General features: G+C 68.9%; 22 protein-coding genes and 1 tRNA gene. 12 read left to right on the forward strand and 11 right to left on the reverse strand.

Annotation, left to right across the window (positions count from 1 at the left end; all coding sequences use genetic code 11):
• Positions 1–21 precede the first annotated feature (21 nt).
• Positions 22–543 carry a c-type cytochrome gene (locus tag AKJ08_RS15725; protein ID WP_050726933.1) on the reverse strand — a complete coding sequence of 174 codons (522 nt, stop codon included), beginning with the start codon at positions 541–543 and terminating at the stop codon, positions 22–24.
• A gap of 105 nt (positions 544–648) precedes the next feature.
• Between AKJ08_RS15725 and AKJ08_RS15730 the strand changes: the two genes are divergently transcribed.
• Positions 649–1,602 (forward strand): class I SAM-dependent methyltransferase, encoded by a 954-nt coding sequence (locus AKJ08_RS15730; protein WP_050726934.1) that lies wholly within the window; start codon positions 649–651, stop codon positions 1,600–1,602.
• Here AKJ08_RS15730 and AKJ08_RS15735 read toward each other — a convergent pair.
• Positions 1,589–1,966 carry a hypothetical protein gene (locus AKJ08_RS15735; protein ID WP_050726935.1) on the reverse strand — a complete coding sequence of 126 codons (378 nt, stop codon included), beginning with the start codon at positions 1,964–1,966 and terminating at the stop codon, positions 1,589–1,591. The two genes, AKJ08_RS15730 and AKJ08_RS15735, sit on opposite strands and share 14 nt — an antisense overlap.
• A 324-nt stretch (positions 1,967–2,290) precedes the next feature.
• On the opposite strand from AKJ08_RS15735, the gene hrcA reads away from it, so the two are divergent.
• Positions 2,291–3,340, forward strand: a complete 1,050-nt coding sequence (gene hrcA / locus AKJ08_RS15740) for a heat-inducible transcriptional repressor HrcA (RefSeq protein ID WP_050726936.1) — start codon at positions 2,291–2,293, stop codon at positions 3,338–3,340.
• A 92-nt stretch (positions 3,341–3,432) separates the two neighbouring features.
• Positions 3,433–5,316: an APC family permease gene (locus AKJ08_RS15745; RefSeq protein WP_050726937.1), complete on the forward strand. Its 1,884-nt coding sequence runs from the start codon at positions 3,433–3,435 to the stop codon at positions 5,314–5,316.
• On the opposite strand, the gene purT is transcribed toward AKJ08_RS15745, so the two are convergent.
• Genes purT through ileS form a run of 6 tightly spaced genes read right to left on the reverse strand, consistent with a single transcriptional unit; the run spans position 5,313 to position 12,439 of the window.
• Positions 5,313–6,494, reverse strand: a complete 1,182-nt coding sequence (gene purT / locus AKJ08_RS15750) for a formate-dependent phosphoribosylglycinamide formyltransferase (protein WP_050726938.1) — start codon at positions 6,492–6,494, stop codon at positions 5,313–5,315. The two genes, AKJ08_RS15745 and purT, sit on opposite strands and share 4 nt — an antisense overlap.
• 23 nt (positions 6,495–6,517) lie before the next feature.
• On the reverse strand, positions 6,518–6,958 hold the full coding sequence (locus AKJ08_RS15755; protein ID WP_050726939.1) for a DUF1634 domain-containing protein: 441 nt from the start codon (positions 6,956–6,958) through the stop codon (positions 6,518–6,520).
• Entirely contained in the window at positions 6,955–7,737 is a 783-nt protein-coding gene (locus tag AKJ08_RS15760) for a sulfite exporter TauE/SafE family protein (RefSeq protein WP_050726940.1), read from the reverse strand. Before AKJ08_RS15760 ends, AKJ08_RS15755 begins: the two co-directional genes overlap by 4 nt.
• A gap of 13 nt (positions 7,738–7,750) precedes the next feature.
• Positions 7,751–8,929 (reverse strand): prolipoprotein diacylglyceryl transferase, encoded by a 1,179-nt coding sequence (lgt, locus tag AKJ08_RS15765; RefSeq protein WP_050726941.1) that lies wholly within the window; start codon positions 8,927–8,929, stop codon positions 7,751–7,753.
• A 19-nt stretch (positions 8,930–8,948) separates the two neighbouring features.
• Positions 8,949–9,623: a signal peptidase II gene (gene lspA / locus AKJ08_RS15770; RefSeq protein ID WP_050726942.1), complete on the reverse strand. Its 675-nt coding sequence runs from the start codon at positions 9,621–9,623 to the stop codon at positions 8,949–8,951.
• Between the two features lie 2 nt (positions 9,624–9,625).
• On the reverse strand, positions 9,626–12,439 hold the full coding sequence (gene ileS / locus AKJ08_RS15775) for an isoleucine--tRNA ligase (protein WP_050726943.1): 2,814 nt from the start codon (positions 12,437–12,439) through the stop codon (positions 9,626–9,628).
• A 218-nt stretch (positions 12,440–12,657) separates the two neighbouring features.
• On the opposite strand from ileS, the gene AKJ08_RS15780 reads away from it, so the two are divergent.
• From AKJ08_RS15780 to AKJ08_RS15815, 9 genes are all read left to right on the forward strand, one after another.
• Positions 12,658–13,653 carry an ATP-grasp domain-containing protein gene (locus tag AKJ08_RS15780; RefSeq protein ID WP_050726944.1) on the forward strand — a complete coding sequence of 332 codons (996 nt, stop codon included), beginning with the start codon at positions 12,658–12,660 and terminating at the stop codon, positions 13,651–13,653.
• Positions 13,650–14,309, forward strand: coding sequence for a DsbA family oxidoreductase (locus AKJ08_RS15785; protein WP_050726945.1), 660 nt, complete (start codon positions 13,650–13,652; stop codon positions 14,307–14,309). Before AKJ08_RS15780 ends, AKJ08_RS15785 begins: the two co-directional genes overlap by 4 nt.
• Positions 14,310–14,516: 207 nt before the next feature.
• Positions 14,517–15,491 carry a hypothetical protein gene (locus AKJ08_RS20235; protein ID WP_050726946.1) on the forward strand — a complete coding sequence of 325 codons (975 nt, stop codon included), beginning with the start codon at positions 14,517–14,519 and terminating at the stop codon, positions 15,489–15,491.
• 226 nt (positions 15,492–15,717) lie between these two features.
• A complete protein-coding gene (locus tag AKJ08_RS15795) occupies positions 15,718–17,769 on the forward strand; it encodes a (Fe-S)-binding protein (protein ID WP_082343258.1) in 2,052 nt (683 codons plus the stop codon).
• Positions 17,770–18,007: 238 nt separating this feature from the next.
• Positions 18,008–18,589, forward strand: coding sequence for a hypothetical protein (locus tag AKJ08_RS19965; protein ID WP_050726947.1), 582 nt, complete (start codon positions 18,008–18,010; stop codon positions 18,587–18,589).
• An 86-nt stretch (positions 18,590–18,675) separates the two neighbouring features.
• Positions 18,676–19,821, forward strand: a complete 1,146-nt coding sequence (locus AKJ08_RS15805) for a glucose 1-dehydrogenase (protein ID WP_169788856.1) — start codon at positions 18,676–18,678, stop codon at positions 19,819–19,821.
• A 683-nt stretch (positions 19,822–20,504) separates the two neighbouring features.
• The gene (locus AKJ08_RS19495; RefSeq protein WP_157370752.1) at positions 20,505–20,648 is read left to right on the forward strand and encodes a hypothetical protein; all 144 of its coding nucleotides are present in this window, start codon (positions 20,505–20,507) and stop codon (positions 20,646–20,648) included.
• Positions 20,649–20,869: 221 nt separating this feature from the next.
• Entirely contained in the window at positions 20,870–21,142 is a 273-nt protein-coding gene (locus AKJ08_RS15810) for a hypothetical protein (protein ID WP_050726949.1), read from the forward strand.
• Complete coding sequence (locus AKJ08_RS15815; protein WP_050726950.1) at positions 21,139–21,648, forward strand: hypothetical protein; 510 nt, start codon at positions 21,139–21,141, stop codon at positions 21,646–21,648. Before AKJ08_RS15810 ends, AKJ08_RS15815 begins: the two co-directional genes overlap by 4 nt.
• Positions 21,649–21,713: 65 nt before the next feature.
• Here the strand turns inward: AKJ08_RS15815 and AKJ08_RS15820 are convergent, their stop codons facing one another.
• From AKJ08_RS15820 to AKJ08_RS15830, 3 genes are all read right to left on the reverse strand, one after another.
• Complete coding sequence (locus AKJ08_RS15820) at positions 21,714–22,523, reverse strand: hypothetical protein (protein WP_050726951.1); 810 nt, start codon at positions 22,521–22,523, stop codon at positions 21,714–21,716.
• A complete protein-coding gene (locus AKJ08_RS15825; protein WP_050726952.1) occupies positions 22,523–23,101 on the reverse strand; it encodes an archaemetzincin in 579 nt (192 codons plus the stop codon). The genes AKJ08_RS15820 and AKJ08_RS15825 overlap by 1 nt, the downstream gene beginning before the upstream one ends.
• A gap of 5 nt (positions 23,102–23,106) precedes the next feature.
• A tRNA-Gln gene (locus AKJ08_RS15830) sits at positions 23,107–23,177 on the reverse strand.
• Between the last annotated feature and the right edge of the window lie 52 nt (positions 23,178–23,229).

The following is a 23,229-nucleotide window of genomic DNA, read 5'->3' on the forward strand; positions in this document are numbered from 1 at the left end:
ACCGTCTCACCCTGGGTGAAACTACTCCGCCTTGCCGAAGCCGCGGATCTTCTGGACGAGCGCCTCGACGACGGCCGGCTTGTCCTTGAGGTTCGGGTTCGCCGGCATCAGCGGGCTCTTGCCCACCGCGGGTCCGCCGTCGACGATCGCCTTCGCGATCTCCTCGTTCGAGACCGACTTCTGGAACTCGGGGCTGTGGAAGTTCGCCGGCTTCGTCGGGAAGGAAGCGGACGCGGGGCCGTTACCGTCGCCGTTGGCGCCGTGGCAGGTGGAGCAGAGCGAGGCGAAGAGCTCGTCGCCCTCCTTCTTGGCCTCCGGCGTCACCTCGACCGCGCTGGGAGCCTCGCCGCCCTCGGGGGCCGCGGGAGCCTCCTCGCTCGGAGCCGGGGCCTTCGGCGCGGGAGCCGTGGGGGCCGGAGCGGGCTGGGCCGGGGGCTTCGGGTTGGAGGGCTGGGTCTCGGTGCCGCCCTTGCAGGCAACGCCGCCGAGAATCAGGAGCGACGCGATGGTAGAGGTGACGACGAGACGAGCGCTACGGGTCATGACGAATCTCCTTCAGTGGGCCAGTTCACCCACGAATGGGCCCTCGCATTGCACCTGTCGGGCCAACTCGTCAAGTCGGGTCGCGTGATCGAAAGAGGTCGTCCTGTGGCAGAACCGTCCGAGAAGTCGTCTCCCTTTGCGAACCGCCTGCGCAAGGTCGCTCCCCAGCGGATGCGCCAGGCCGCGCGCCAGGGCCTCACCGCGTTCCGCCTTTACGACTCGGACATCCCCGAATACCGCTTCATGGTCGACTGGTACGGCGGCCACGTGCACGTGGTCGAGCTCGCCGGCGGAGGCTTCACCCCCGCCGCTCAGCGCGAGGCCCGTGCGGGCGAGGTGCGCGACGCGATACGCGACGAGCTGGGCGTGCCGCCCGAGCGGATCCACTGGAAGACCAAGGCGCCCAAGGTCTGGGGCCAGCAGCAGTACGAGAAGCTGGGAAGCGGAGGCGAGCGCGTGGTCGTCGAGGAGGGCGGCCTGCGCTTCTGGGTGAACCTGGACGACTACATCGACACCGGCCTCTTCCTCGACCACCGCCTCACCCGCGCGCGGGTAGGCGACGAGGCCCGGGGAAAGCGCTTCCTCAACCTCTTCTGCTACACGGGCTCGTTCACCGTGTACGCGGCGGCGGGCGGCGCCAGCGAGACCACCTCGGTGGATCTCTCCAACACCTACCTCGACTGGACCCAGGAAAACCTCGAGCTCAACGGCCTCTGGGGTCCCCGGCACGAGCTCATCCGCTCCGACGTCACCCGGTGGTGCGCCCAGGAGCGGGGCCGTCTCTACGACCTCATCGTCCTCGATCCTCCGTCCTTCTCCGCCTCCAAGAAGATGGCCGAGACCTTCGACATCCAGCGCGACCACGTGCGCCTGCTCGACGACGTCCTCGCCCTTCTCGCTCCGGGCGGCGCCCTCTACTTCTCCACCAACTTCACGGGCTTCCAGCTCGACGACCGCGCCCTCCCCGCCTTCCGCTTCGCCGAGATCACGCCCGCCTCGATCCCCGACGACATCCGGAACCGCAAGGTCCACCGCTGCTGGCGGATCACCCGGCGCTAGGCGCACAGTCCTTCGCGAGACGCTCGATCCATCGCCGGGCGCCTTCGTTAGTAAGGACGCCTTCAAGGACAGGATTGGCCAGAAAGAAAACTACTTCTTTCAGCGTGTCGCGGCACTCGGCATCCAGACCGATGTCGTCTCGGCCCTCGATGGAGTCCGCCCAGCGTTCGACCTCGCCGGCCGACAGGCTTCCGATACTGAACCTCTCAAGGGTCCGAACTACATGCCGTGGAAGCAACGTCACGACCTCTTCGTCGCAGTCCCACGGCAGCGCGGCCAAGACGTACAACACTTCGCCCAGCGGGCCGTCCAATTCTAGAAGGGACCGCAATACCCGCTGCCGCTCGCCTTCGATCTGACTCACGGCGACACCACCGTTCCGATCGCACTTCGTCCGGGCGTCCGCCCGCCCATGGCCTACTGAGCGAACTCTAGCGTGTCACGAGCGCCGTTCGAACGTAGGAAGTGTCGAGCCTCCGACCGGCGAGCGTCGCCGTGGCCGCAAGCGTCCTACCTGTCCACTTCCTCGCGGGGTAGGCCCTCGGAACGGAGTCGGGAGCGCAGCATTGGCCCGACCAGACCGCCGGTTGCAGCGGCCGGCGACGAAGGGATGTCCGCAGCAGGTTGTCGGGGCGTCGCGGCGGCTTTACCGTCTTCGGCGGAAAGCGGTACAAACCAGGCCATCGCCATGTCGCCCCCTCCACGCGAAGAAGAGCTGCCCAGGCGCGAACGAGAGATCCTCAAGGCGATCGTCGAGGAGTTCATCTCCACCGGCGAGCCCGTCGGCTCCAACGTCATCGCTCCCCGCTACGAGCTCTCCTCCGCCACCGTGCGCAGCGCGATGGCCGACCTCGAGGCGCTGGGCTACCTGGGCAAGCCCCACACCTCTGCGGGGCGGATCCCCACCGACAAGGGCTTCCGCCTCTACGTGGACGGCCTCGTCCGTGTACGCACCCCCGGCGCGAGGGATCGGGGCCGGATCGAGCGGAGCGTCCAGCCGGCGCCGCTTGCGGACCTCATGGCCGGCGCGGGCAAGCTCCTCCACCAGCTCACCCGGCACGCCTCGGTGGTGGTCGCGCCCGCGCTGGAGCAGGCGATCTTCCGGCGGATCGAGTTCGTGCGCCTGCGCGAGGACCGGGTGCTGGCGATCTTCGTCACCCAGGCGGGGCTGGTGCACAACCGCCTGATCACGGTCGACTTCCCGCTCCTCCCCGGCGAGCTCGAGCACGCGACCAACCTGCTGAACGAGCTCCTGCGCGAGCTAAGCCTCGACCAGATCCAGCAGCGGATCCGCGCGGAGAAGATGGCCGAGCAGGCGCTCTACGACGAGCTCCACCGCAAGACCCTCACGCTGGCCGACAGGGCCTTCGACGACCCGGGCCTGCCCCGGCCGCCCCCCGTGCTGGTGGAGGGCGAGGCGAGCTTCCTCGACGAGCCCTCCTTCGCCGAGGACGTAGAGAAGATGCGGAACCTCTTCGCGTCCCTCGCGCAGAAGGATCGCCTCCTCGTCGTGCTCCAGCGCGCGCTCGAGGGCCGAGAGATCAAGATCTTCATCGGCGCGGAGAGCGAGCTCTCCGGTCTGGCCGACGTGTCGCTCGTGGCGGCGCCGTACACCCAGGGCGACCAGATCCTCGGCGCGCTGGCCGTGATCGGCCCCACGCGGATGAACTACGCCCACGTGATCCCGGTGGTCGACTACACCGCCCGCGCGATCTCGCGGACGCTCGGCGCCGTCTAGACGGAGGCGCGCTCCGGTCGGGCTGCCATCGGCCACCTGACCGATGGCCCCGGACGCCCGCCCGACCACGCCGCCATCCCTATCCTCCGAAAATGTCGCTCCGGGCATGGGTCTTCGGTCGACGCCTGGCCACCGCCGAGGAGGCCGCCGAGGAGATCGGCCCTCGAGAAGGGGTGCCCGCGCTGGGGCTCGACGCCCTCTCCTCCGCGGCCTACGGGCCGGAGGCGGCGCTCACGGTGCTGCTGGTGCTGGGCGCGGTCGGCGTGGGCTACCTGCCTACGTTCATCCTGGCGATCGTCGCCCTGCTGCTCATCGTCTACTTCTCCTACCGGCAGACGATCGCGGCGTATCCGAACGGCGGCGGCTCCTACATCGTCGCGCACGCCAACCTCGGCCCCACCGCCGGGATCGTCGCCGCGGCGTCGCTCTCGATCGACTACATCCTCAACGTGGCCGTGGGCATCTCCGCCGGTGTGGGCGCGGTGGTTTCGGTGTTTCCCGTGCTGCAGCCGCACCTGACGGAGTGCTGCCTCGTGATCCTGGCGTTCCTGACGCTGGTGAACCTGCGCGGCATCCGCGAGGCGGGGCTCGTGTTCATGGCGCCGACCTACCTGTTCTGCGCCTCCGTCGGCCTCGCCCTCGCCCTCGGCGTCTGGCACACGCTGATCCAGGGTGGGCACCCGCGGGCGATCACACCGAGCGCGCCGCTACCGCAGGCGGTCGAGCCGGTGGGCCTCTGGCTGATGCTGCGGGCGTTCGCCAACGGCTGTACCGCGCTCACCGGAGTGGAGGCGGTGAGCAACGCGGTTCCCGCGTTCCGCGAGCCGAGGACGCGCCTCGCCCAGCGGACGCTGGGCATCATCATCGGCTTCCTGGCCCTCATGCTCCTGGGCATCGGCTGGCTCTGCAAGGCCTATGGCGTCGGCGCCACGGAGCCAGGCCAGCCCGGCTACCAGAGCGTCCTCTCCCAGCTCGTCGGCGCCATCGCCGGCCGCGGCGTGCTCTACTTCGTGGTGCAGGCCAGCACCTTCACCGTGCTCTGCCTCTCGGCGAACACGAGCTTCTCCGACTTTCCCCGGGTGTCGCGCCTGCTCGCCATGGACGGCTACCTGCCGAACGTCTTCACGCACCGGGGGCGCCGGCTCGCCTTCTCCGGGGGCATCATCGTGCTGGCGGTGCTGGCCGGCATGCTGCTCATCCTCTTCAGGGGGGTGACGAACTCGCTCATCCCCCTCTTCGCGGTCGGCGCCTTCGGCGCATTCACCATGTCGCAGGCCGGCATGGTGAAGCACTGGTGGGATCGGCGGCGCGAAGGCGGATTCCCGGTGCGCCGATCGATGGCGATGAACGCGGTGGGGGCGGTCGCCACCGGCACCACCCTCGCCGTGATCATCGCCTCGAAGTTCACCGAGGGTGCCTGGATCTCGCTCCTGCTGATCGCGGCGCTCTTCCTCCTCTACTCCAGCGTCCACCGCTACTACGTCCAGACGCGGAGGGCGCTCGAGCGAAGCGAGGCCATCGACCTCTCGTCGCTCGCGCCGGTGCGAGCGGTGGTTCCCCTCAAGTACTGGAACAAGGCTTCCCAGCGCTCGCTGGCCCTGGCGCTCCGGATCTCGAAGAGCGTGCAGGTGGTCCAGGTGATGACCGGGGACGACCCTCCCGATCGCCTGAGGCGCAACTGGCACGACTGGGTCGTCGAACCCGCCCGAGCCGCCGGCCTCGGCGAGCCGGAGCTCGTGGAGGTGCCCTCGAATTACCGGCAGTTCGTGGCGCCGCTCGTGGCCCACGTGAGGGACCTGCAGCGACGCCATCCAGGGTGCGAGGTCGTGGTGATCCTGTCGGCGATCCACGGACGCCACTGGTATCACCAGCTCCTGCACAACCACCGAGCGGAAGTGCTCGAGGCGCGGTTCCTCCTGCGGGAGAAACCCGCGGTCACGGTGATCGTGACGCCGTGGCGCCTGGACGAAGATTAGAGCTCGACCTCGACTCCCTCGGCGAGGCGGGCGGCCTTGGCGCGAGCCTGGCCGAGCGTGTCACCCAGCGCGAGGGCGACGCCCATGCGGCGGTGGCCCTTGATCTCGGGCTTGCCGAAGAGTCGAAGGGCCGTGTCGGGATCGCGGAGGACCTCGTTGCCGAGGTGGAAGGAGGGACCCTTCGACTCGCCGTGGACGAGGATCACGTGGGAGGCGGCGGGGCCCTGCTGCCGGACGATAGGGATCGGCAGGCCGAGGATCGCGCGGACGTGGAGGGCGAACTCGGAGAGGTCCTGCGAGATGAGCGTGACCATCCCGGTGTCGTGGGGACGCGGCGAGACCTCGGAGAACCAGACCTGGTCCCCCTTCACGAAGAGCTCGACGCCGAAGACGCCGCGCCCGCCCAGCTCGTCGGTGATCGCGAGGGCGATCCGCTTCGCCTCCTCGTGGGCCAGGGCGTTCATCGGCTGCGGCTGCCAGGACTCGACGTAGTCGCCCTTCACCTGCCTGTGGCCGATGGGCTCGCAGAAGGTGGTCCCGCCTTCGTGCCGCACGGTGAGCAAGGTGATCTCGTACTCGAAGTCGACGAAGCCCTCGACGATCACCTTTCCCTTGCCCGCGCGGCCTCCCTCCTGCGCCCAGGTCCACGCCCGGGCGATGTCCGCCTCTTCGTGGACGACGGACTGGCCGTGGCCGGAGGAGCTCATCACCGGCTTCACCACGCACGGCAGGCCGATCTCGCGCACCGCAGCGACGTACTCGTCCTCGGTTGCGGCGAAGCGGTAGCGCGAGGTGGGCAGGCCCAGCTTCTCCGCGGCGAGGCGGCGGATCCCCTCGCGGTCCATGGTGAGCCGGGCGGCCCGCGCCGTCGGGATCACGGTGTAGCCCTCGCCCTCGAGCTCGAGCAGCGTCTCGGTGGCGATGGCCTCGATCTCGGGGACGATGAAGTCGGGGTCCTCGAGCTCCACCACGCGGCGCACCTCGGCGCCGTCGAGCATGGAGATCACGTGCGAGGCGTGCGCCACCTGCATGGCGGGCGCGTCGGGGTAGCGGTCGACCGCGACCACGTGAACGCCGAGGCGCTGGGCCTCGATGGCGACCTCCTTGCCCAGCTCACCGGAGCCGAGGAGGAGGATCTTGGTTGCGCCGAAGGATCGGGGCGTGCCGAGCCGAATCATGACTTCCTCTCGAACGTAGATGCTCAGCCTTCCACCGCGCCGAGCAGGATCGAAACGGCCAATAGCACGAGGACGCCGAGGCCGATCAGGGCCTGTGACCTCTCGCCTGCCTTGGCGAAGACGGGGATCGAGAGCGCGACGCGCGCCACGGGCGTTGCGCCCATGATCAAGAGCCCGACGAGAGCGAGGGCGTCCAGGCCCCGGGACTCGCCGCTGAAGATCCGGCCGAGGCTCACACCCTCCTGGGAGAGGGGCGTGCCGAAGACCAGCGAGCCGACGAGGGCGGCGGCGAGGAGGAGCGCGGCCAGAACGACTCCGCCCCGCAGAAGGAGCGCGATGGCCAGCTCTCCCTGGAGCCCGGGATCGGCGGCCTGGCTCGCGGCGAGCGTCGCGTCGCGCCCGGAAACACTCCCGACCGCCTCCGAATCCGCCCTCGCAGAGGCCCGATCGTCGATCCGGCTCACAGCATCCTCCAGAGATCGAAGTCGAGGCCCTTGGAGATCATCTCGGCGCCGAGGAGGACGAGCAACACCGAGTACACCTGCTTGAGCCGCCGGGTGGGCACGTGCGGCATGAGCCGAGCACCCACGGTGGCACCGAGAATCACACCGAGGACAGTGGGGGCCGCCATGCCGACGTCGAGCATCCCCCGCGCGTAGTAGACGAAGACGCTTGCCGCCGCCGTGACCCCGATCATGAAGTTGCTGGTGGCGGTGGCGACCTTGAACGGCACCCCCATCAGGAGGTTCATCGCCGGCACCTTGATCGGCCCGCCTCCGATGCCCAGGAGCGCCGAGAGGCTGCCCGCCGCGAAGGAGACGCCGCAGCCCAGGGGCAGGTTCCGGACCGGGACCGACTGCCCGTCGAAGCTGGCGGCGCCGTCGGACGGCGCCTTGCGCAGCAGGGACCAGGTCACCGGGACGATCATCAGCCCGAAGAGGATCTGGAGCGCAGAGCGGGGCATGAAGGGCGCGACGAAGGCGCCGGCCAGCGCGCCCGCGACGGTGAAGATCTCGAGCTTCATGCCGAGACGCACGTCGCAGCGGTGGTCCTTTACGTAGGTGGCCGCGGCGCCGCTGGAGGTGGCGATCACGCAGGCCAGGGCGATGGCCACCGCGTGGCCCAGGGGAAGGCCGAAGCCGAAGTTGAGGAGCGGGACGAGGATGATGCCGCCGCCGATCCCGAGGAGGGCGCCGAACGCGCCCGCCCCGAGGCCGGAGGCGAAGAGGAGTATCGGAATCAACGAACGGGCTTCCTCATGCGGCGGCAGCCGTCGGCTCGCCCGCCCCCGCGGGCGCGGCGACCTTCGGCCTCCAGGTGAAATAAAGGATCGCTCCGAGGGCGAACATCCCGACGCCGACCACCTGCGAAGTGGAGAGGAGGAGCGGATCGGTCTCCGGCCAGCGGAGGAGCATCCCGCGGCCGAAGTCGCCGCGGAAGGTCTCGATCGACAGGCGCAGCAGCGCGTAGAGCATGAGCCAGAGCGAGAGGATCTGGCCCTGGAAGCGCTTGCCGCGGCGCAGATGGATCAGGAGGAGGAAGAGCCCGAGCTCGCCCAGTCCCTCGTAGAGCTGGGTGGGATGGAGCGCCGGCGTGTGGCCGTGCTCGACGACGTAGCTGCGGAACTCCGGCGCGCCGATCATCTCGTCATACACGAGGGAGCCTTCGGGGAAGTGCGCACCGAAGAGGAAAGACGGATCGTCGCAGACCTTTCCCCAGCAGCAGCCCGCCGCCATGCAGCCCATGCGCCCGAAGAAGTGACCGAGCGCCACCGTGGGCGCCGCGATGTCGGCGAGGCCGCGGAAGTCGATCCGATGCTTCCGTGCGTAGACCACCGAGGCGAGGGCGGCGCCGATGAAGCCGCCGTAGAAGACGAGCCCGCCTGTCCAGATCTCGAAGATGCGACCCGGGTGGGCGCCGTAGCCATCGGGCCCGCTCCAGTTGACGACGATGAAGAGCGCGCGGGCGCCAGCCATGGCCCCCGCGAGGACCCAGAAGGCGAGATCGAGGACGTTATCCTTCGCCCTACGCCCGGAGACGGCGCCGGCGTCGCCGCCCTTCGCTGCCGCCTCCCGCGCCGCGGCGAGGGCCGGGGCGCCGGGGAGGTAGAACGCGCGCCCGTCGACCGAGGCGTACGCTTCTGCGGACCGCGCGGAGAGGTGGATCGCCGAGATGAAGCCCAGGGCGATCATCAGGCCGTAGGTGTGGAGCGGGAGCGGCTGGGGGGTGACGCCCTGGAGCCTGGTGGCCACCAGGAAGGCGCCGACCGCCGTCGCCACCGCGAAGACGACCACGGCCTTGCCGACGTTCGGCTTGCCGCCGTTTCGGACGGCCATGAACCACGCGAGGAACGCCGCTGCTGCGACGACGCCCACGTAGGCGAAGATCTGGAGGGTCTGCCCCGAGAACGTCCACGGAATGAGATACGGGTGCATGCGCGCTGCTCCCTACCGTCTAAAGAGGTTCCGGGCAGTCCCCGGGCACCGGGTCCTCGACTGCCGGCGTGGCCGCATCCTCGCGCGGCGGGGCCTCGAGCGAAAGTCCCGAGATCGGCTCCGTCGCCTCGGACGAGCGCCTGAAGCCGAGGAGGACGTCGAGCACCAGGCACGCCAGGCCCACGCTGATCGCGATGTCGGCCACGTTGAAGGTCGGCCAGTGGTACCGATTCCTCCAATGCCAGTCGATGAAGTCGATGACGTAGCCCCTGGCGAGCCGGCACGCGAAGTTGCCGAGGGCCCCGCCCACGATCAGCCCGAGAGCGGCGAGGAGTAGACGCCGCCCTTCGCGCACCCGCGAGTAGAACCAGGCGAGCAGGCCGATCGACACCGCCGAGATGGCGTGGAAGAAGGGGATCCGCACGGGCTCCGGCAGGCTCCCGAACAGGCCCCATGCGGCGCCGGGATTCTCCAGGTACTTGAAGTTGAAGAAATCCGGATGGACGACGACCGGGGGCGTCCGCTGGCGCTCGAGCTTCGTCTTGGTGAAGAAGAGCCGGACCTGCTCCGGGAGCGCCGCAGCCTGCTCTTGCTCGAAGGCGCGCGTGAGCGTACGCGCCGCCCACAGCTTGCTCGCCTGATCGGCGAGGAGCAGCGAAGACGAGAGCGCGAGCAGGATCCACCAGCGAGCCAACTCTAACCGCCTACCGCCGCAGTGCAGCGCGGGCAGAGCTGCGGATGCCGCGGATCCGTTCCGAGGTCCTCGCTGAAGGTCCAGCAGCGCACACACTTCTCGCCGCGGGCCGGCTCCACCGCCACCGTGAGGCCCGGGACCTCCTCGGCGGCCGCGCCTTCCCCGCCTTCGATCACCTCGAGCTGGGAGACGATCAGGAAGGCCAGGAGCTCGTCCTTCTCCCGGCGGAGGAAGTCGAGGAGCTCACCGCTGGCGCCGAGCACCACGCGGGCGTCGAGGCTCTTGCCGATCTTCTTGTCGCGCCTGGCGAGCTCGAGCTGCCGCGAGGCGGCGGAGCGGATCGCCAGGAGCCTCTCGAAGCGCAGGTCCAGGGCGGGATCCCGCGCGACCTTCGCCTCCGGGAGCCCGGCCAGGAAGACCGAGTCCGCCCGATCGCCGGGCAGGAAGCCCCATGCCTCTTCTGCGGTGAAGGAGAGCACCGGCGCGAGGATCCTGCAGAGATCGCGCACAACGGCGTGGAGCAGGGTCTGGGTGGCCCGCCGCTCGGGGGAGCCCTTGCCGTTGCAGTAGAGGAGGTCCTTGCGGACGTCGAGGTAGAGGGAGGAGAGCTCGGCGCAGAAGTCGAGGGCCGCCTTGCAGACCAGGTGGAACTCGTAGTCGTCGTAGGCCTTGCGCGCCTTCTCCGTGAAGGTCGACAGCCGCGACATCGCCCAGGCGTCGAGGCCTTCGAGGTCGGCGAGCGCCACGGCGTCCGCAGCGGGATCGAAGTCCACGATGTTTCCGAGGCAGTAACGCAGGGTGTTGCGGATCCGGAAGTAGCCGTCGCCGAGCTGCTGGAAGAGGGCCTCCGAGGTGTGGAGGTCGCCGCGGTAGTCCTCGGACGCGACCCACAGCCGCATCAGCTCGGCGCCGTAGCGCGCGATGAGCTTGGCGGGATCCACGTAGTTGCCGAGCTTCTTGCTGATCTTCCGGCCCTGGGCGTCGACCAGGAAGCCGTGGGTGAGCACGGCCTTGTAGGGCGCCTCGTCGCGGACGCCCACGGAGCAGAGCAGCGAAGAGTGGAACCAGCCGCGGTGCTGATCGGAGCCCTCGAGGTAGAGGTCCGCCGGCACGCCGAGCTGCTCCCTGCCCTCGAGGACCGCCGCCCACGACGTGCCGGAGTCGAACCACACGTCGAGGATGTCGGTCTCCTTGCGGAAGACCGTGCTGCCGCAGCCGCAGGTGTGGCCCGGCGCGACGAAGTCGGACGCGGGCCTCTCGTACCAGGCGTTTCCGCCCTCCTCCTCGATGAAGGCCGCCGCCCGCTCCATCACCGCCGGCTCGACCAGCGCGGCGTCGCAGGACTCGCAGTAGAGCACCGGGATCGGCGTGCCCCACGTGCGCTGCCGGGAGACGCACCAATCCGGCCGGTTCTCGAGCATCCCGTGGATCCGCTCACGGCCCCACTTGGGGATCCACCGCACCCGATCGACCTCCGCGAGGGCCTTCGCGCGGAGCTGGTTGGTCTCCATCGAGATGAACCACTGGTCGGTGGCGCGGAAGACCACCGGATTCATGCAGCGCCAGCAGTGCGGGTAGGAGTGCTGCACGCTCGAGGCGGCGAGGAGGTGTCCGGAATCCCGGAGCATCTGGACGATCGCCGGGTTCGCGTCCCAGATCCGCTGGCCCGCGAGGGCCGCGCCGGCCGCATCGGTGAGGAAGCCCGCGTCGTCGACGGGGTTCAGCACCTCCAGGCCGTAGCGGAGGCCGACCTGGTAGTCCTCCTGGCCGTGGCCGGGAGCGGTGTGGACGAGGCCCGTGCCCTGCTCGAGGGTGACGTGCTCGCCCAGGATCACGGGCGACTCCCTGGAGAGGAAGGGATGCCGGTAGCGGATCCCCTCGAGATCCTTGCCCTCGGCGCTCCCAACCACGCGCGTCGGATCCGCCAGCTCGCCGTCCTTCAGCTCGCCCGGCGCGACCGCCGCGAGGAAGGAGACCAGGAGATCCTTCGCCACGAGAACGAGCTCGTCACCGAGGCGGTAGAGGACGTAGGTGAAGTCGGGGTGCACCGCCACCGCGAGGTTGGCCGGCAGCGTCCAGGGCGTCGTGGTCCAGATCGCCACCCGGCCCCGACGTCCCGCGGCTGCGGCGAAGCGCTCGTCCAGCCCCGCCACCACGTCGAAGGCCACGTAGATCGAGGGCGAGGTGTGCTCGGCGTACTCGACCTCGGCCTCCGCCAGCGCGGTGCGGTCGTTGATGCACCAGTAGACGGGCTTCTTTCCCCGGTAGAGGCTCCCCCTCTCGGCGAAGCGCGCGAGCTGCCGCACCGTCGCTGCCTCGAAGTCGAAGCTCATCGAGAGATAGGGATGATCCCAATCGGCGAAGACGCCGAGGCGCTTGAACTCCTCGCGCTGGACGTCGATCCACTCCTGGGCGTAGGCGCGGCAGGCGTCCCGGATCTGGCTCCTGGACATCTCCCGCTTCTTGGCGCCGAGCTTCTTGTCGACCTGGAGCTCGATGGGGAGGCCGTGGCAATCCCAGCCCGGCACGAAGCGGACGACCCGCCCCTCCATGGAGCGGAACTTCACCACCATGTCCTTCAGGATCTTGTTCAGCATGTGACCCTGGTGGATGTGGTTGTTCGCGTACGGCGGCCCGTCGTGGAAGACGAAGGGCTCGCCGCCCGCGGCGGCGTTCTCCTCGATCAGCCGCTCGTAGATCGCCTCGTCCGTCCAGCGCTGCAGGATCGCGGGCTCGCGAACCGGCAGGTTCGCCTTCATGGGGAAGTCGGTGACGGGGAGATTGACGGTCTGCTTGTAGTCGGGGGCATCCGCCATGGCGTTCCTTCGGCCTCTTGCGACGCGCGAAAAGAGTACCTTCGTTACCCGCCACCAGCACGCTGGGTCAAGCGAGCACCGGGGCGGTTTTGCTGGCATTCGAGCGAAGCGCGGAAAGGCGCTCCCGAGGGATGGCCGAGCAGGCGTGCCCGTGCCGCTGGCCTCGCGGCGCGACCCGCGTGTAGAGTCCGCGCCGCCTTCTTCCTACACGGCAAGCCATGACCTCGCGCCGCCGCGCGCCCGAACCGACAGACCCGCCCCTGCGCCCGGTGAAGACCCGACGGAGGCGTCCGCCCGCCGAGCGCCTCCGCGTCGCGATCCTCTCGCGCAAGGAGCGCCTCTACTCCACGCGGCGCCTGGTGGAGGCCACCCGTGCCTTCGGCCACGAGCCGGTGGTCCTCGACACCCTCCGCTGCGACCTCCTCGTGGAGCAGGGCAAGCCGAGCATCTTCTACGAGGGCCGCGCGCTCGAGGGGATCTCCGTGGCGATCCCGCGGATCGGCGCGTCGATCACCCGGTACGGGATCGCGGTGGTGAACCAGCTCGAGGCCATGGGCATCCCCGTGGTCGCGAGCTCCGGCGCGATCGCGCGCTCGCGGGACAAGCTCCGCTGCCTGCAGGTCCTCGCCTCGTCGCGGATCGACGTCCCCCGGACGGTGATGATGCGCGAGAGGGAACACCTGGAGCTGGCGGTAGAGCAGCTCGGCGGCCTTCCCGTGATCGTGAAGCTCCTCCAGGGCACGCAGGGCGTCGGCGTGATGCTCGCGCACTCCCTCGACGAGCTCGAGTCGACCCTCGACACCATGTGGAACCTCGAGCAGGAGATCCTCCTGCAGGAGTTCGTCGCGGAGTCGCGCGGCAAGGACGTGCGCGCGCTGGTCGTCGGGGATCGCGTCGTGGGCGCCATGCGCCGCGTGGCCAAGGTCGAGGGGGAGTTCCGCTCCAACATCCACCGGGGCGGCAGCGGCGAGCCGATCGAGCTCCCGGCCTCGTGGGCCGAGGAGGCGATCCGCGCGGCCCGCGCCTGCGGCCTCGACGTGGCGGGGGTCGATCTCCTCGAGTCCTCCGCCGGCCCCCGGATCACCGAGATCAACTCCAGCCCCGGGATCGAGGGGCTCGAGCGCGCGACCGGCAAGGACATCGCCGCCGAGATCATCGCACACGCCGTATCGCTCGCCCGAGGGGCCGAGCGGGTAGAAGGCCGAGAGTCATGAGCAAGCTGCTGGAACCCATCGAGCTCGTCCTCCACCACGACGTCCTCTGCGGCTGGAGCCTGATCGCCGACGCCCGCCTGCGCCATCTGAAGGAGGAAATGGGCGACGCGCTGCGGATCGAGCTCCGTCCCTTCCCGATCCGCCTCGACGAGCGCGTCCCTTCGCGCCGGGAGATCCAGGCGGAGACGAGCGCGCTGCGGAAGGTCGCAAAGGAGAAGGAGGGCAAGGGCATCGTCGCGGACCTCTGGCGATCGAACGATCCACCCCGCTCGTCTCTTCCCCCGCTCGTCGCCCTGGAGGCCGCGAGGATCATCGGCGGCGAGGCTGCCCAGGAGAGGTTGCTCCGCGCCCTTCGGCGGGCGGCCTTCCATCACGGCGTCAACGTCACCCGGGACGACGTGCTCCTCGAGCTCGCGGAGCGATGCGGGATCGAGACCGCGCGCTTCGCCACCGCGCTTCGCGCCCAAGGCACCCGCCGCCTCGTCACCGACGCACAGGACGAAGCGCTCTTCCACGGGATCGACTCGGTACCGTCGCTGGTGATCGGCGGCGAGTGGCTGGTCGCCGGGGTACGGTCCGTCGACGAGTACCGCGACACGATCCGCCGCTTCGGCGAGCAGAACGGCCTCTTCGTTCCCGAGCGGATGGTGCACTGAGCGCGGACGGGCCCAAAGGCCCCGATTTCGCACAACGTGAGGGGAGGTACCCCCGACCGGGGAGTGGCGCTCCCAGCCGAGCGGCCGCTTCCTTGACCCTCCGGCGTCGATCGTCCTATGTCTGGAGATCGCCTTGCGAAGTACTCAGGGTACCTCGCGCAAATACCGTCGGCGTCGAGCACCCGACGCCCGAAGGAGATCGAGTCGATGAGGAAGATGACGAAACTCTGGGTTCTCTCGATTGCATGCCTGTCGCTCTCGGCATTCGCGATCGGTTGCAGCAAGGAAGAGGAAGGTCCTTCGGGGACCGGCGGCACGGGTGGCACGGGCGGTAGCGCCGGCCACGCGGGCACCGGCGGCAGCGGAGGCACGGCGGGCTCCGGTGGCACCGGTGGCACGGCGGGCTCCGGCGGCACCGGAGGTACGGCGGGCTCCGGCGGTACCGGCGGTACCGGCGGAACCGCGGGCACCGGTGGCACGGGCGGCCAGGAGGAGAAGCTCGTCGACATCAGCGGCGCTGCGATGGTGAATCCCCTCGCCGCCGCCGTCCTCGGCCCCGCCGGCGTCCCTTCGCTCGAGGGTCTCGAGGTCCGCTTGACGGACGCGGCCAAGGCGCTCGCAGGCGCCCCGGACGCGTTGATCGCGAGCACGATCACCGACAGCGAGGGCAAGTTCTCCTTCGTGGACGCCGACTTCACCGAGGTGACCCTCGGCGTGGTGATCACGGTGCTCGGCGATGACTTCGCGATGTCGACCCTCGGCCTCTGCGATCCGTCGTCCACGGATCCTTCGCTCGCCTGTGGCGATCGGGTCGACGTGAAGGCCTTCGCCGTTCCGATGTCGTTCATCAACATCCTCCAGGCCAGGCTGGGCGACAACTCGCTCCTCTCGGGCGGCTTCGTCCTCGGCCAGACGGTCGGTGCGAACCTCTCGCCCCTCCCGGAGACGGTGATCCGCGCCCCCGGCAACACGGTCATCTACCTCGCGCCCGATCTGACCGCGTCGTCCCAGACGTCGACCACCGAGGTCGGCGCCTTCGTGGTGAAGCCCAACGGCCTCGCCACCCTCGTGCCCGAGAAGGCCGACTTCGTCTTCACCCCGCCGCACCAGAGCGTGGGTCGGACTGCCGACGTCGTCTTCCAGGCCTTCTTCGTGGGCGCGGAGATCAACCCCGCGGACTGATCAGCAGTTTCACGGGACATCGCGCTCCGAAGAGACGGGATCGGCACGGCCGGTCCCGTTTCTTTTTGCCCTGGGGCTCCCTTTCCGTGTAGGCGCTCGCCTGCTCGCCCCCGCTTCGCGGCTTGCGCTGCGAGGCCGAGGTCGATAGTTTGCGCCACGCGCCCAAGTGTCCGAGATCGCTGGAGAGTTCGGATCCGAGCGGGCCGCTTTTCGAGGAGCTTCCCCCATGCATGCCCCGATCGATCTGACCGCGCTCATCGTGCTGTGCATGATCCTCGCCGCCCTCGGGATCTTCGCGACGACGATGATCCCCCGCCTCGCGATCCTGACGAAGCTGCAGCACGAGCCGTCCCGGATGCGCGAGCCGGGCGAGCGGATGAAGCGCCTGATCCGGTTCGGCCTGGGCCAGCGGCGCATGGTGAACCCCGAGGAGTTCAAGCCGGGCCTCGCCCACGTGCTGATCTTCGGCGCCTTCATGGTGCTGTCGCTGCGGACGATCACCCTCTTCGGCATGGCCTTCGCGGGCTGGGACTTCCACCTCCCCTTCCTCGGCGCGAACACCGTCACGGGCCAGGGCTACCTCTTCGTGAAGGACCTGGTGGCCCTCCTCGCCCTCCTCGGCGTGGGCTACTTCTTCTACCTGCGGCTCCTGGTGAAGCCGGACCGCATGACCCGCTCCGGCGAGGCCGTGTTCATCCTCGGGATGATCGCCGGCCTGATGATCACGGAGATCCTCTTCGACGCCGGTCACCTCCTCGCCTTCGAGAAGGGTGAGAGCCACTGGTACAACCCGGCGGGCTTCCTCGGCCTGGCCCTCTACAAGGCCGTGGGCGCCTCCCCCGAGAGCGCCTGGAGCGTCGGCCAGGTCGCCTGGTGGGCCCACATCACCCAGGTGCTCGTCTTCCTGAACTTCCTGCCGCTCGGGAAGCACTTCCACGTGATCACGGGGCTCCCCGACGTCTTCTTCCAGCGGCTGGAGCCCCAGTACCGCCCGGCGAAGATGGACCTCGAGAACTCCGAGACCTTCGGCATCCAGAAGGCCGACGAGCTCTCCTGGAAGATGGCCCTCGACGTCTACTCCTGCACCGAGTGCGGCCGCTGCCAGACCCACTGCCCTACGTACGTCACCAACAAGCCGCTCTCGGTGAAGGCGCTGAACACCACCATCCGCCACCACCTCATGGACGAGGCGGAGACCCTCTCCGCCGGCCCGGCGATGCGCGAGCAGCTCCCGGATCTGGTGGGGATGGTGGTGAACCCGGAGACCGTCTGGGCCTGCACCACCTGCGGCTGGTGCGAGACCGCCTGCCCCGTCTTCATCGAGAACATCCCCCGGATCGTGGAGATGCGGCGCCACGAGGTGCTGGTGAAGAGCGAGTTCCCGCCCGAGGCGACCCGCGTCTTCAAGGGGATGGAGAACCAAGGCAACCCCTGGGGCCTCGGCGCGACCTCCCGCGCGGACTGGGCCGAGGGCCACAACGTCCCCACCGTCGAGGAGAACCCCGAGTTCGAGTACCTCTGGTTCGTGGGCTGCGCCGGCTCCTTCGACGAGCGGCAGAAGAAGGTCTCCCAGGCCCTCGCCAAGGTGCTGAACGCCGCCGGCGTGAACTACGCCATCCTCGGAAACGCCGAGACCTGCAACGGCGACAGCGCCCGGCGCATGGGCAACGAGTATCTCTTCCAGATGCTCGCCGAGCAGAACATCGAGACGTTCAAGGCGCACAACGTGAAGAAGGTGTTTTCACAGTGTGCTCACTGCTTCAACGTGATCAAGAACGAGTACCCGCAGCTCGGCGGCGAGTACCAGGTCCTCCATCACAGCCAGCTCATCGAGCAGCTCCTCGAGGACAAGCGGATCCAGCCCACCGAGAGCTTCGACCAGCTCGTCACCTACCACGACGCCTGCTACCTCGGCCGCCACAACCAGGAGTACAAGGCCCCGCGCAAGGCGCTGAAGAGCGTGCCCGGCCTCAAGGTCGTGGAGATGGCGCGCAGCGAGCGGCAGAGCTTCTGCTGCGGCGCCGGCGGCGGGCGGATGTGGATGGAGGAGCACCTCGGCACCCGCATCAACCAGAACCGCGCCCAGGAGGCGATCGGAACCGGCGCCAAGGTCATCGCCGCCAACTGCCCCTTCTGCATCACCATGCTCAAGGACGGCGTGAACGAGCTCGGCGTCGAGGGCGTCGAGGTGAAGGACATCGCCGAGATCGTCGCCTCCTCGCTCAAGCTGCCCGTGGTCACCGGCGCACCCCTCGCCGCCCGCGACGAGACCGCGTAGCGCCCCGGCAAGGTCAGCCCTTCCTTCACGAGCCGGCCGCCCGGGCGGTGGCCGGTTCCGAGCCCGCCCAGCGTCCTGGGCTCGAGGAACCGGGAGCGTCTCGAACGAACGAGCGCTCTGCCAGGTCGCGGTTCCGAGGAAGGTCCCCGTGCTTCCCTTCTCGGCCTTGCGTCAGCTCGGGCGCGCGCGTCCGGGCTCAGGTGCGTCGCGCCCCACGTCCAACCGGACGAAGGGACGAATGGCCTCGGCTCTTGGGCGCCTGCTCGCGGTCCTATCGGCCGCCATCTCGCTTCCCGCCGCAGCCGACGAGGCGCCCTCCGAGCCTCCCCCGCCCGGGCGTCTCACCCTCACCCTAGACGGCTCCGGCGCAGGGACCCTGTTCGCCGTCGGAGCCGGCAGCCGTCTCCGTCTCGAAGCCGCCGTCGCCCGCTCCCTCTCGGTATGGGCCGGACCACAGCTTCGACTGATCGCGTCCGGATTCCTCCACTCCGAGAGCGTGATCACGCCGGAGATCGCGATCGGTGCCCGTTGGTTCCCGGACGGGAGCGCCCCCGAGGGCTTCAACGTCGGGCTCCACGGATCGGCGGGCCAGGGGTCCTATCACTACGAAAACAAGCCCCTGTTCTTCGGCGAGACCACCCAGGAAGATGGCTCCGGGTTCACGTGGTCCGCCGGAGCGAGCGCGGGCTACGAGTGGATCTCGAAGGGCGGGTTCTGCTTCGGTCTCCGTCTCGAGGTCACCCACGGCACGATTTCGCTCCGAGACCACGAGAACGACGTCCTCGTCGGGCTCGGCTATTCGATCGGCGGCGTCCTCTAGCCTCCTCGCCGAGGTGCCCAGCGGACGCGCGCGCTTGTCTGCGGCCTCGCCCCGAACCAGCTTCCCGATTGGAGGGTCGTTTTTCCGTGCCGAGCGCCGGACCCGGCAGTCGCGTGGGCGGCGAGCGGCTGGAGGAGGAGCCGATGAAGGCCGTGGCGTTCACGCCGCGCGAGAAGGGAAGCCTCCGCATCGTCGAGATGGACGCTCCCAAGGCTTCCGCCGGCATGGTCGGGGTCGCGCCGATCCGGGTGGGCGTCTGCGGCACCGACCAGGACATCCTCTCGGGCAAGTACGGCGAATCCCCCAAGGGCTCGAGCTTTCTCGTCCTCGGGCACGAGAGCATCGGCGAAGTGGAGACCGTCGGCACCGGGGTGTCGGGCTTCTCCGTCGGGGATCTCGTGGTCGCAATGGTCCGCCGTCCGGACGACTGCCCCAACTGCCGGGCCGGCGAGCCCGATATGTGTATCAAGGGCGATTACAAGGAGCGCGGGATCAAGGGCCTCCACGGCTACCTCTGCGAGCACTACGTGGAGGCGCCCGAATACCTGGTGAAGCTCCCGCCCGCCTTGCGCGAGGCCGGCGTCCTCCTCGAGCCGCTAACGGTCGTGGCCAAGGGGATCCGCCACGCCTGGTCGATCCAGAAGCGGATGAAGGTCTGGGAGCCGAGGAAGGCGCTGGTCCTCGGCGCCGGCCCCGTGGGCCAGCTCGCGACCCTCCTCCTGCGCCAGCGCGGCCTCGAGACCACCGTCGTCGCGCGCCATCCCAGCGAGGACACCGCCTCCCGCATGGAGGCGATCGGCGCCGAGTTCATCGCCGAGCTCGAGAAGAGCGGCGAGCAGAGCGTCCACCTCAAAGACCTCCCGAAGATGCGCGGCCCCTTCGACTTCGTCTTCGAAGCCACGGGCGCCGCCTCCGTCGCAATGGGCGCCATGCGGATCATCGGCACCAACGGCGTCGTCTGCCTCTCGTCCGTCACCGGCGGCGAGTCGGAGATGGAGATCTGCCCCTCCTGCCTCAACCTCGAGCTCGTCCTCGGCAACCGAACGGTCTTCGGCACCGTCAACGCCAACCGCGTCGACTTCGAGGACGGCGTCCGCAGCCTGAGCGAAGCCAACAAGAGATGGCCGGGGTGGCTCGAGGGCATGATCAGCCGCCACGTCCCGCTCGACCACTTCCAGGACGCGTACGACGACCGCAAGCCCGGCGAGATCAAGCTCGTGATCGACCTGTAGCGGTCGACTTGGAGCGGCGCCCGTTGCCGCCGGCGACAAGACCGCGTAAGCAGCCCTTCCATGGGCCGGCCGCCCGGGGTGTGGCCGATTCCGAGCCGATCGAGCGTCTTGGGTTCAAGGAACCGAGAGCGTCTCGAACGAACGTGCGCTCGACCAGATCGCGGTTCCGTGAAAGGCGCCCTTGCTCCCCTACTTCGCGTGGCGACGGCTCGGGCGCCCGAGCTCTTCGCCTGGCCGGACGAAGGGACGAAAGCCCTCGGGCGTTGGACCCCTGCTCGCGGACCTCTCCGCCGCCATCTCGCTTCCTGCAGCTGCGGAAGAGGCGCCCTCCGAGCCTCCGCACCCGGGCGTCTAATCCTCGCGTTGGACGGATCCGGCTCCATAGACGCGGCCGTCGCGGGTTACGGCCGTTTCCGCCTCGAAGCGGCCATCACCCCTACCCTCATGATCTGGGCCGGACCGCAGCTTCGACTGATCTTCTCCGGATTTCTCGAATCCGAGGACGTCATCACGCCAGAGATCGGGGTCGGCGCCCGTTGGTTTCTGAGTGGAACGGCCTCCAACGGATACAATGTCGGGCTCCATGGATCGGCAGGCCGCGGGTCCTTTTCTACGAAGAAAGGCTCCTGTTCTTCGGCCCCACCACCGAGGAGGACGGCTCCGGGTCAACCTGGTCCGCAGGAGTGAGCGCCGGCTACCAGTGGATCTCGGAGGGCGGCTTCTGCTTCGGCATCAACTTCGAAGCCAGCCAGGGAACGATCTCGCTTCGAAACCACGAGAACGGCTTGCTCGTCGGAATCTCCTATTCCTTCGGCGGCGTGCTCTAGCCTCCCCGCGGATTTGCCCAGCGAACGCGCGCGCTTGTCCGCGGCATCGCGCCCGGAACCAGTTCCCTCCACGACGCATTCGAGCGTAAGCCCGGCAAGGTCAGACTCGTGATCGAGCGAAAACGACGAAAGAGTCCGAGCCCTAGATCGCGGAACGAGATCCGCATGAAGTTGACCCTCAGGCCCGAGCAAGATAGGCCGGCCAAAGGAGGTGGGCGGTCATGCGCAAGATCCTGTACGGGTTGTTGTTACTCGCAGCGTCTGGTTGTGTTTCGGCCAGATCCGATCTCGTGAACCCAACGACGTCCCGCTACCGGGTCATCACCAAAGGGCCGACGGGGAGCGAAGACGCGCAGATCAAGGCGTTCTACAAGGAGGCAAAGCGGATCTGCCCCAGCGGGTTTCGTACTTCCAAGCTGAAATTCATCGGGCAGGGCGAATCCGTTGGGTACGTCGTGTGTAACGAGAACCTTTTCAATGAAGGCCCGCTATGACGACTAAGAGCGCGATGCTGATGCTGGCATTGCTTGCTGCCGTCGCGTGCGGCGAAGGCGGGAGCGAGCTAGCGGACGGCGATTTCGAGTGGCCCGACTGCCCGGAGTGGTACGGCTTCGGCGACAAGCCGCAGTGCTACATCGACCGCTACGAGCGGGGGTTTTGGGACGGGAAGTGTTGGCAGCCGCCCGATCGGCTTTTCAAGCGCATTACCGCGCGCGACGAGCACGGGAAGACGATCTGCTTGCCGCGGCCCGATTCGATCCCGGAGGCTGGAGTGAATCCCAGCGCTGGGTACTTCTGCACGACCGACTTCTCGGGTCGCGGACACGCCGAGATCGAGGATCGAGCGAAAATGTGGTGCGCGCAGCAGCCACACGATTGCCCGTGCGGACCTGATGCCGTCATCCCTAGAATCTGCTTCGCGCCCCGCTTCGTCGCCGATGCGGACGGCAGCAACGAGCAGCTCGAGTGGCTCTTCGTTTTCGACGAGGTCTGCACCTAGGTGATCACCCATGCTGGCGCGCCGTCCGACAGCCAACCAGTGCCCCGTTCTCCGCGCGGATAGAGTCAGGCCAATCGAACGGCGCCGGCGAGGGCGAGGATCTTCTCGCGCACGAGGGCGCGGGCGCTCTCGAGCTCCCGGTGGGTCGGCGGCGCGTACCCGAGGCAGAGGACGACGTCGTCCTCTGGCGCGGCGGACGCGCCCAGGGCCTCATATTCGATGGCGCGGGGGATGGGCTCGCCCATGTCGTCGCGGGCGAAGCGGCCGAAGACCGGTGCGTCGGCGGGACGGCCGAGCGCGGTCTCCTTGAGGCGCAGGAGCTCGCGCGCCGCTTCCAGGGCGGACGGGCTCGCCACGATCGCGTCGAGGTCGGCGGGGCCGCCGAGCTCGGCCTCCAGGAGCTTCACACTGCCGCGCACCAGCTCCACGTCCGTGATCACGAGGCCGTAGAGGTACCAATCGGGGCAGGCCGCGCGCACCAGGCGTGCCTGCGGCGCGTTCAGCCAGAGGAACGACGGGCACTCGAAGCTCGAGCAGGTCTTCGAGTCGTAGGCGCCGCAGTCGCGCAAGTCGACGCCGCCGGTGACGAGCGGATGGGCCATGCAGCCGACCCTCTTCTCCTCGTCGTCGAGGAAGCCGAGGAGGGGACAGAGCCGAACCGGATCGAAGAAGGGATCCTTGTCCCACCGCCGCAGGGATCGGGCGGCGTTCCGGTAGGCCTCCGCCTCCTTCGGCAGCGCGCGGATGGTCTCGGTGCGACGCCGGAGCGCCCGGGTCAGGGCGCCACGGGAGTGATCGCGAAAGTTGTAGAGGCCGCAACAGGCGCCACAGGACGCGCCGCCCCCGGGCTGGCAGAGGTGGAACGGGAGCGCCACTAGATCTTGCCGCCCGCCGCCTGGAGGAGCTGGCACGGGCTGCAGAGCGCCGGATGCCGATGCTCGAGCTCGTCCGCGGAGCGGATCCCGGCCATCGCGCACCGGGTGTCGTCGCAGCTCCGGAGGCCAAGGGAGAGGCCGACCGCCCAGGCGGAGAGGGCGGACACCCGGCGTAGCAGGCGTCCCTCGTCGGCTACCCGCAGGCGGACGAGGCTGATCACGGCGGAGCGGAAGTCCCGATCGCCGTCGCCGAAGATGAAGTCCGCTTCCGGCTCGAAGAGATCCTGGTTGCCGATGGCGAGGAGCAGGTCTCGGCCGCGAACCGTCTGCCCCTGCCAGAGCTTGCGGAGGATCGAGGCGGCGTGGTGCTGGTTTCGGGAGGGGTTGAGGGCGTACTTCGGGCTCGCCAGCGCCGGGGCGATCGCGGTCGAGAAGCCGAAGGTCGCGCGGACCCCCGACGCCGCGGCGTCTAGGATCTTCCGGTGGACGTCGCCCAGGGCGACGATCCCGACCCGGGTGGAGACGGTGGGCTCGGGAGCAGGGCGGGCGGAGCCGATCAGCTCCGCCGCCCCGCCCAAATTGACTGCGGTGGATGGATTCGAACCATCATTAAGAGATTCAAAGTCTCTTGTCCTACCCTTGGACGACACCGCAACAAGCCTCGCGATCTCGGCCACGAGCCGCTCCCTCCGAACGACGACGGTGG

Origin of the sequence: Vulgatibacter incomptus (assembly GCF_001263175.1) — a bacterium.
GTDB lineage: Bacteria > Myxococcota > Myxococcia > Myxococcales > Vulgatibacteraceae > Vulgatibacter > Vulgatibacter incomptus.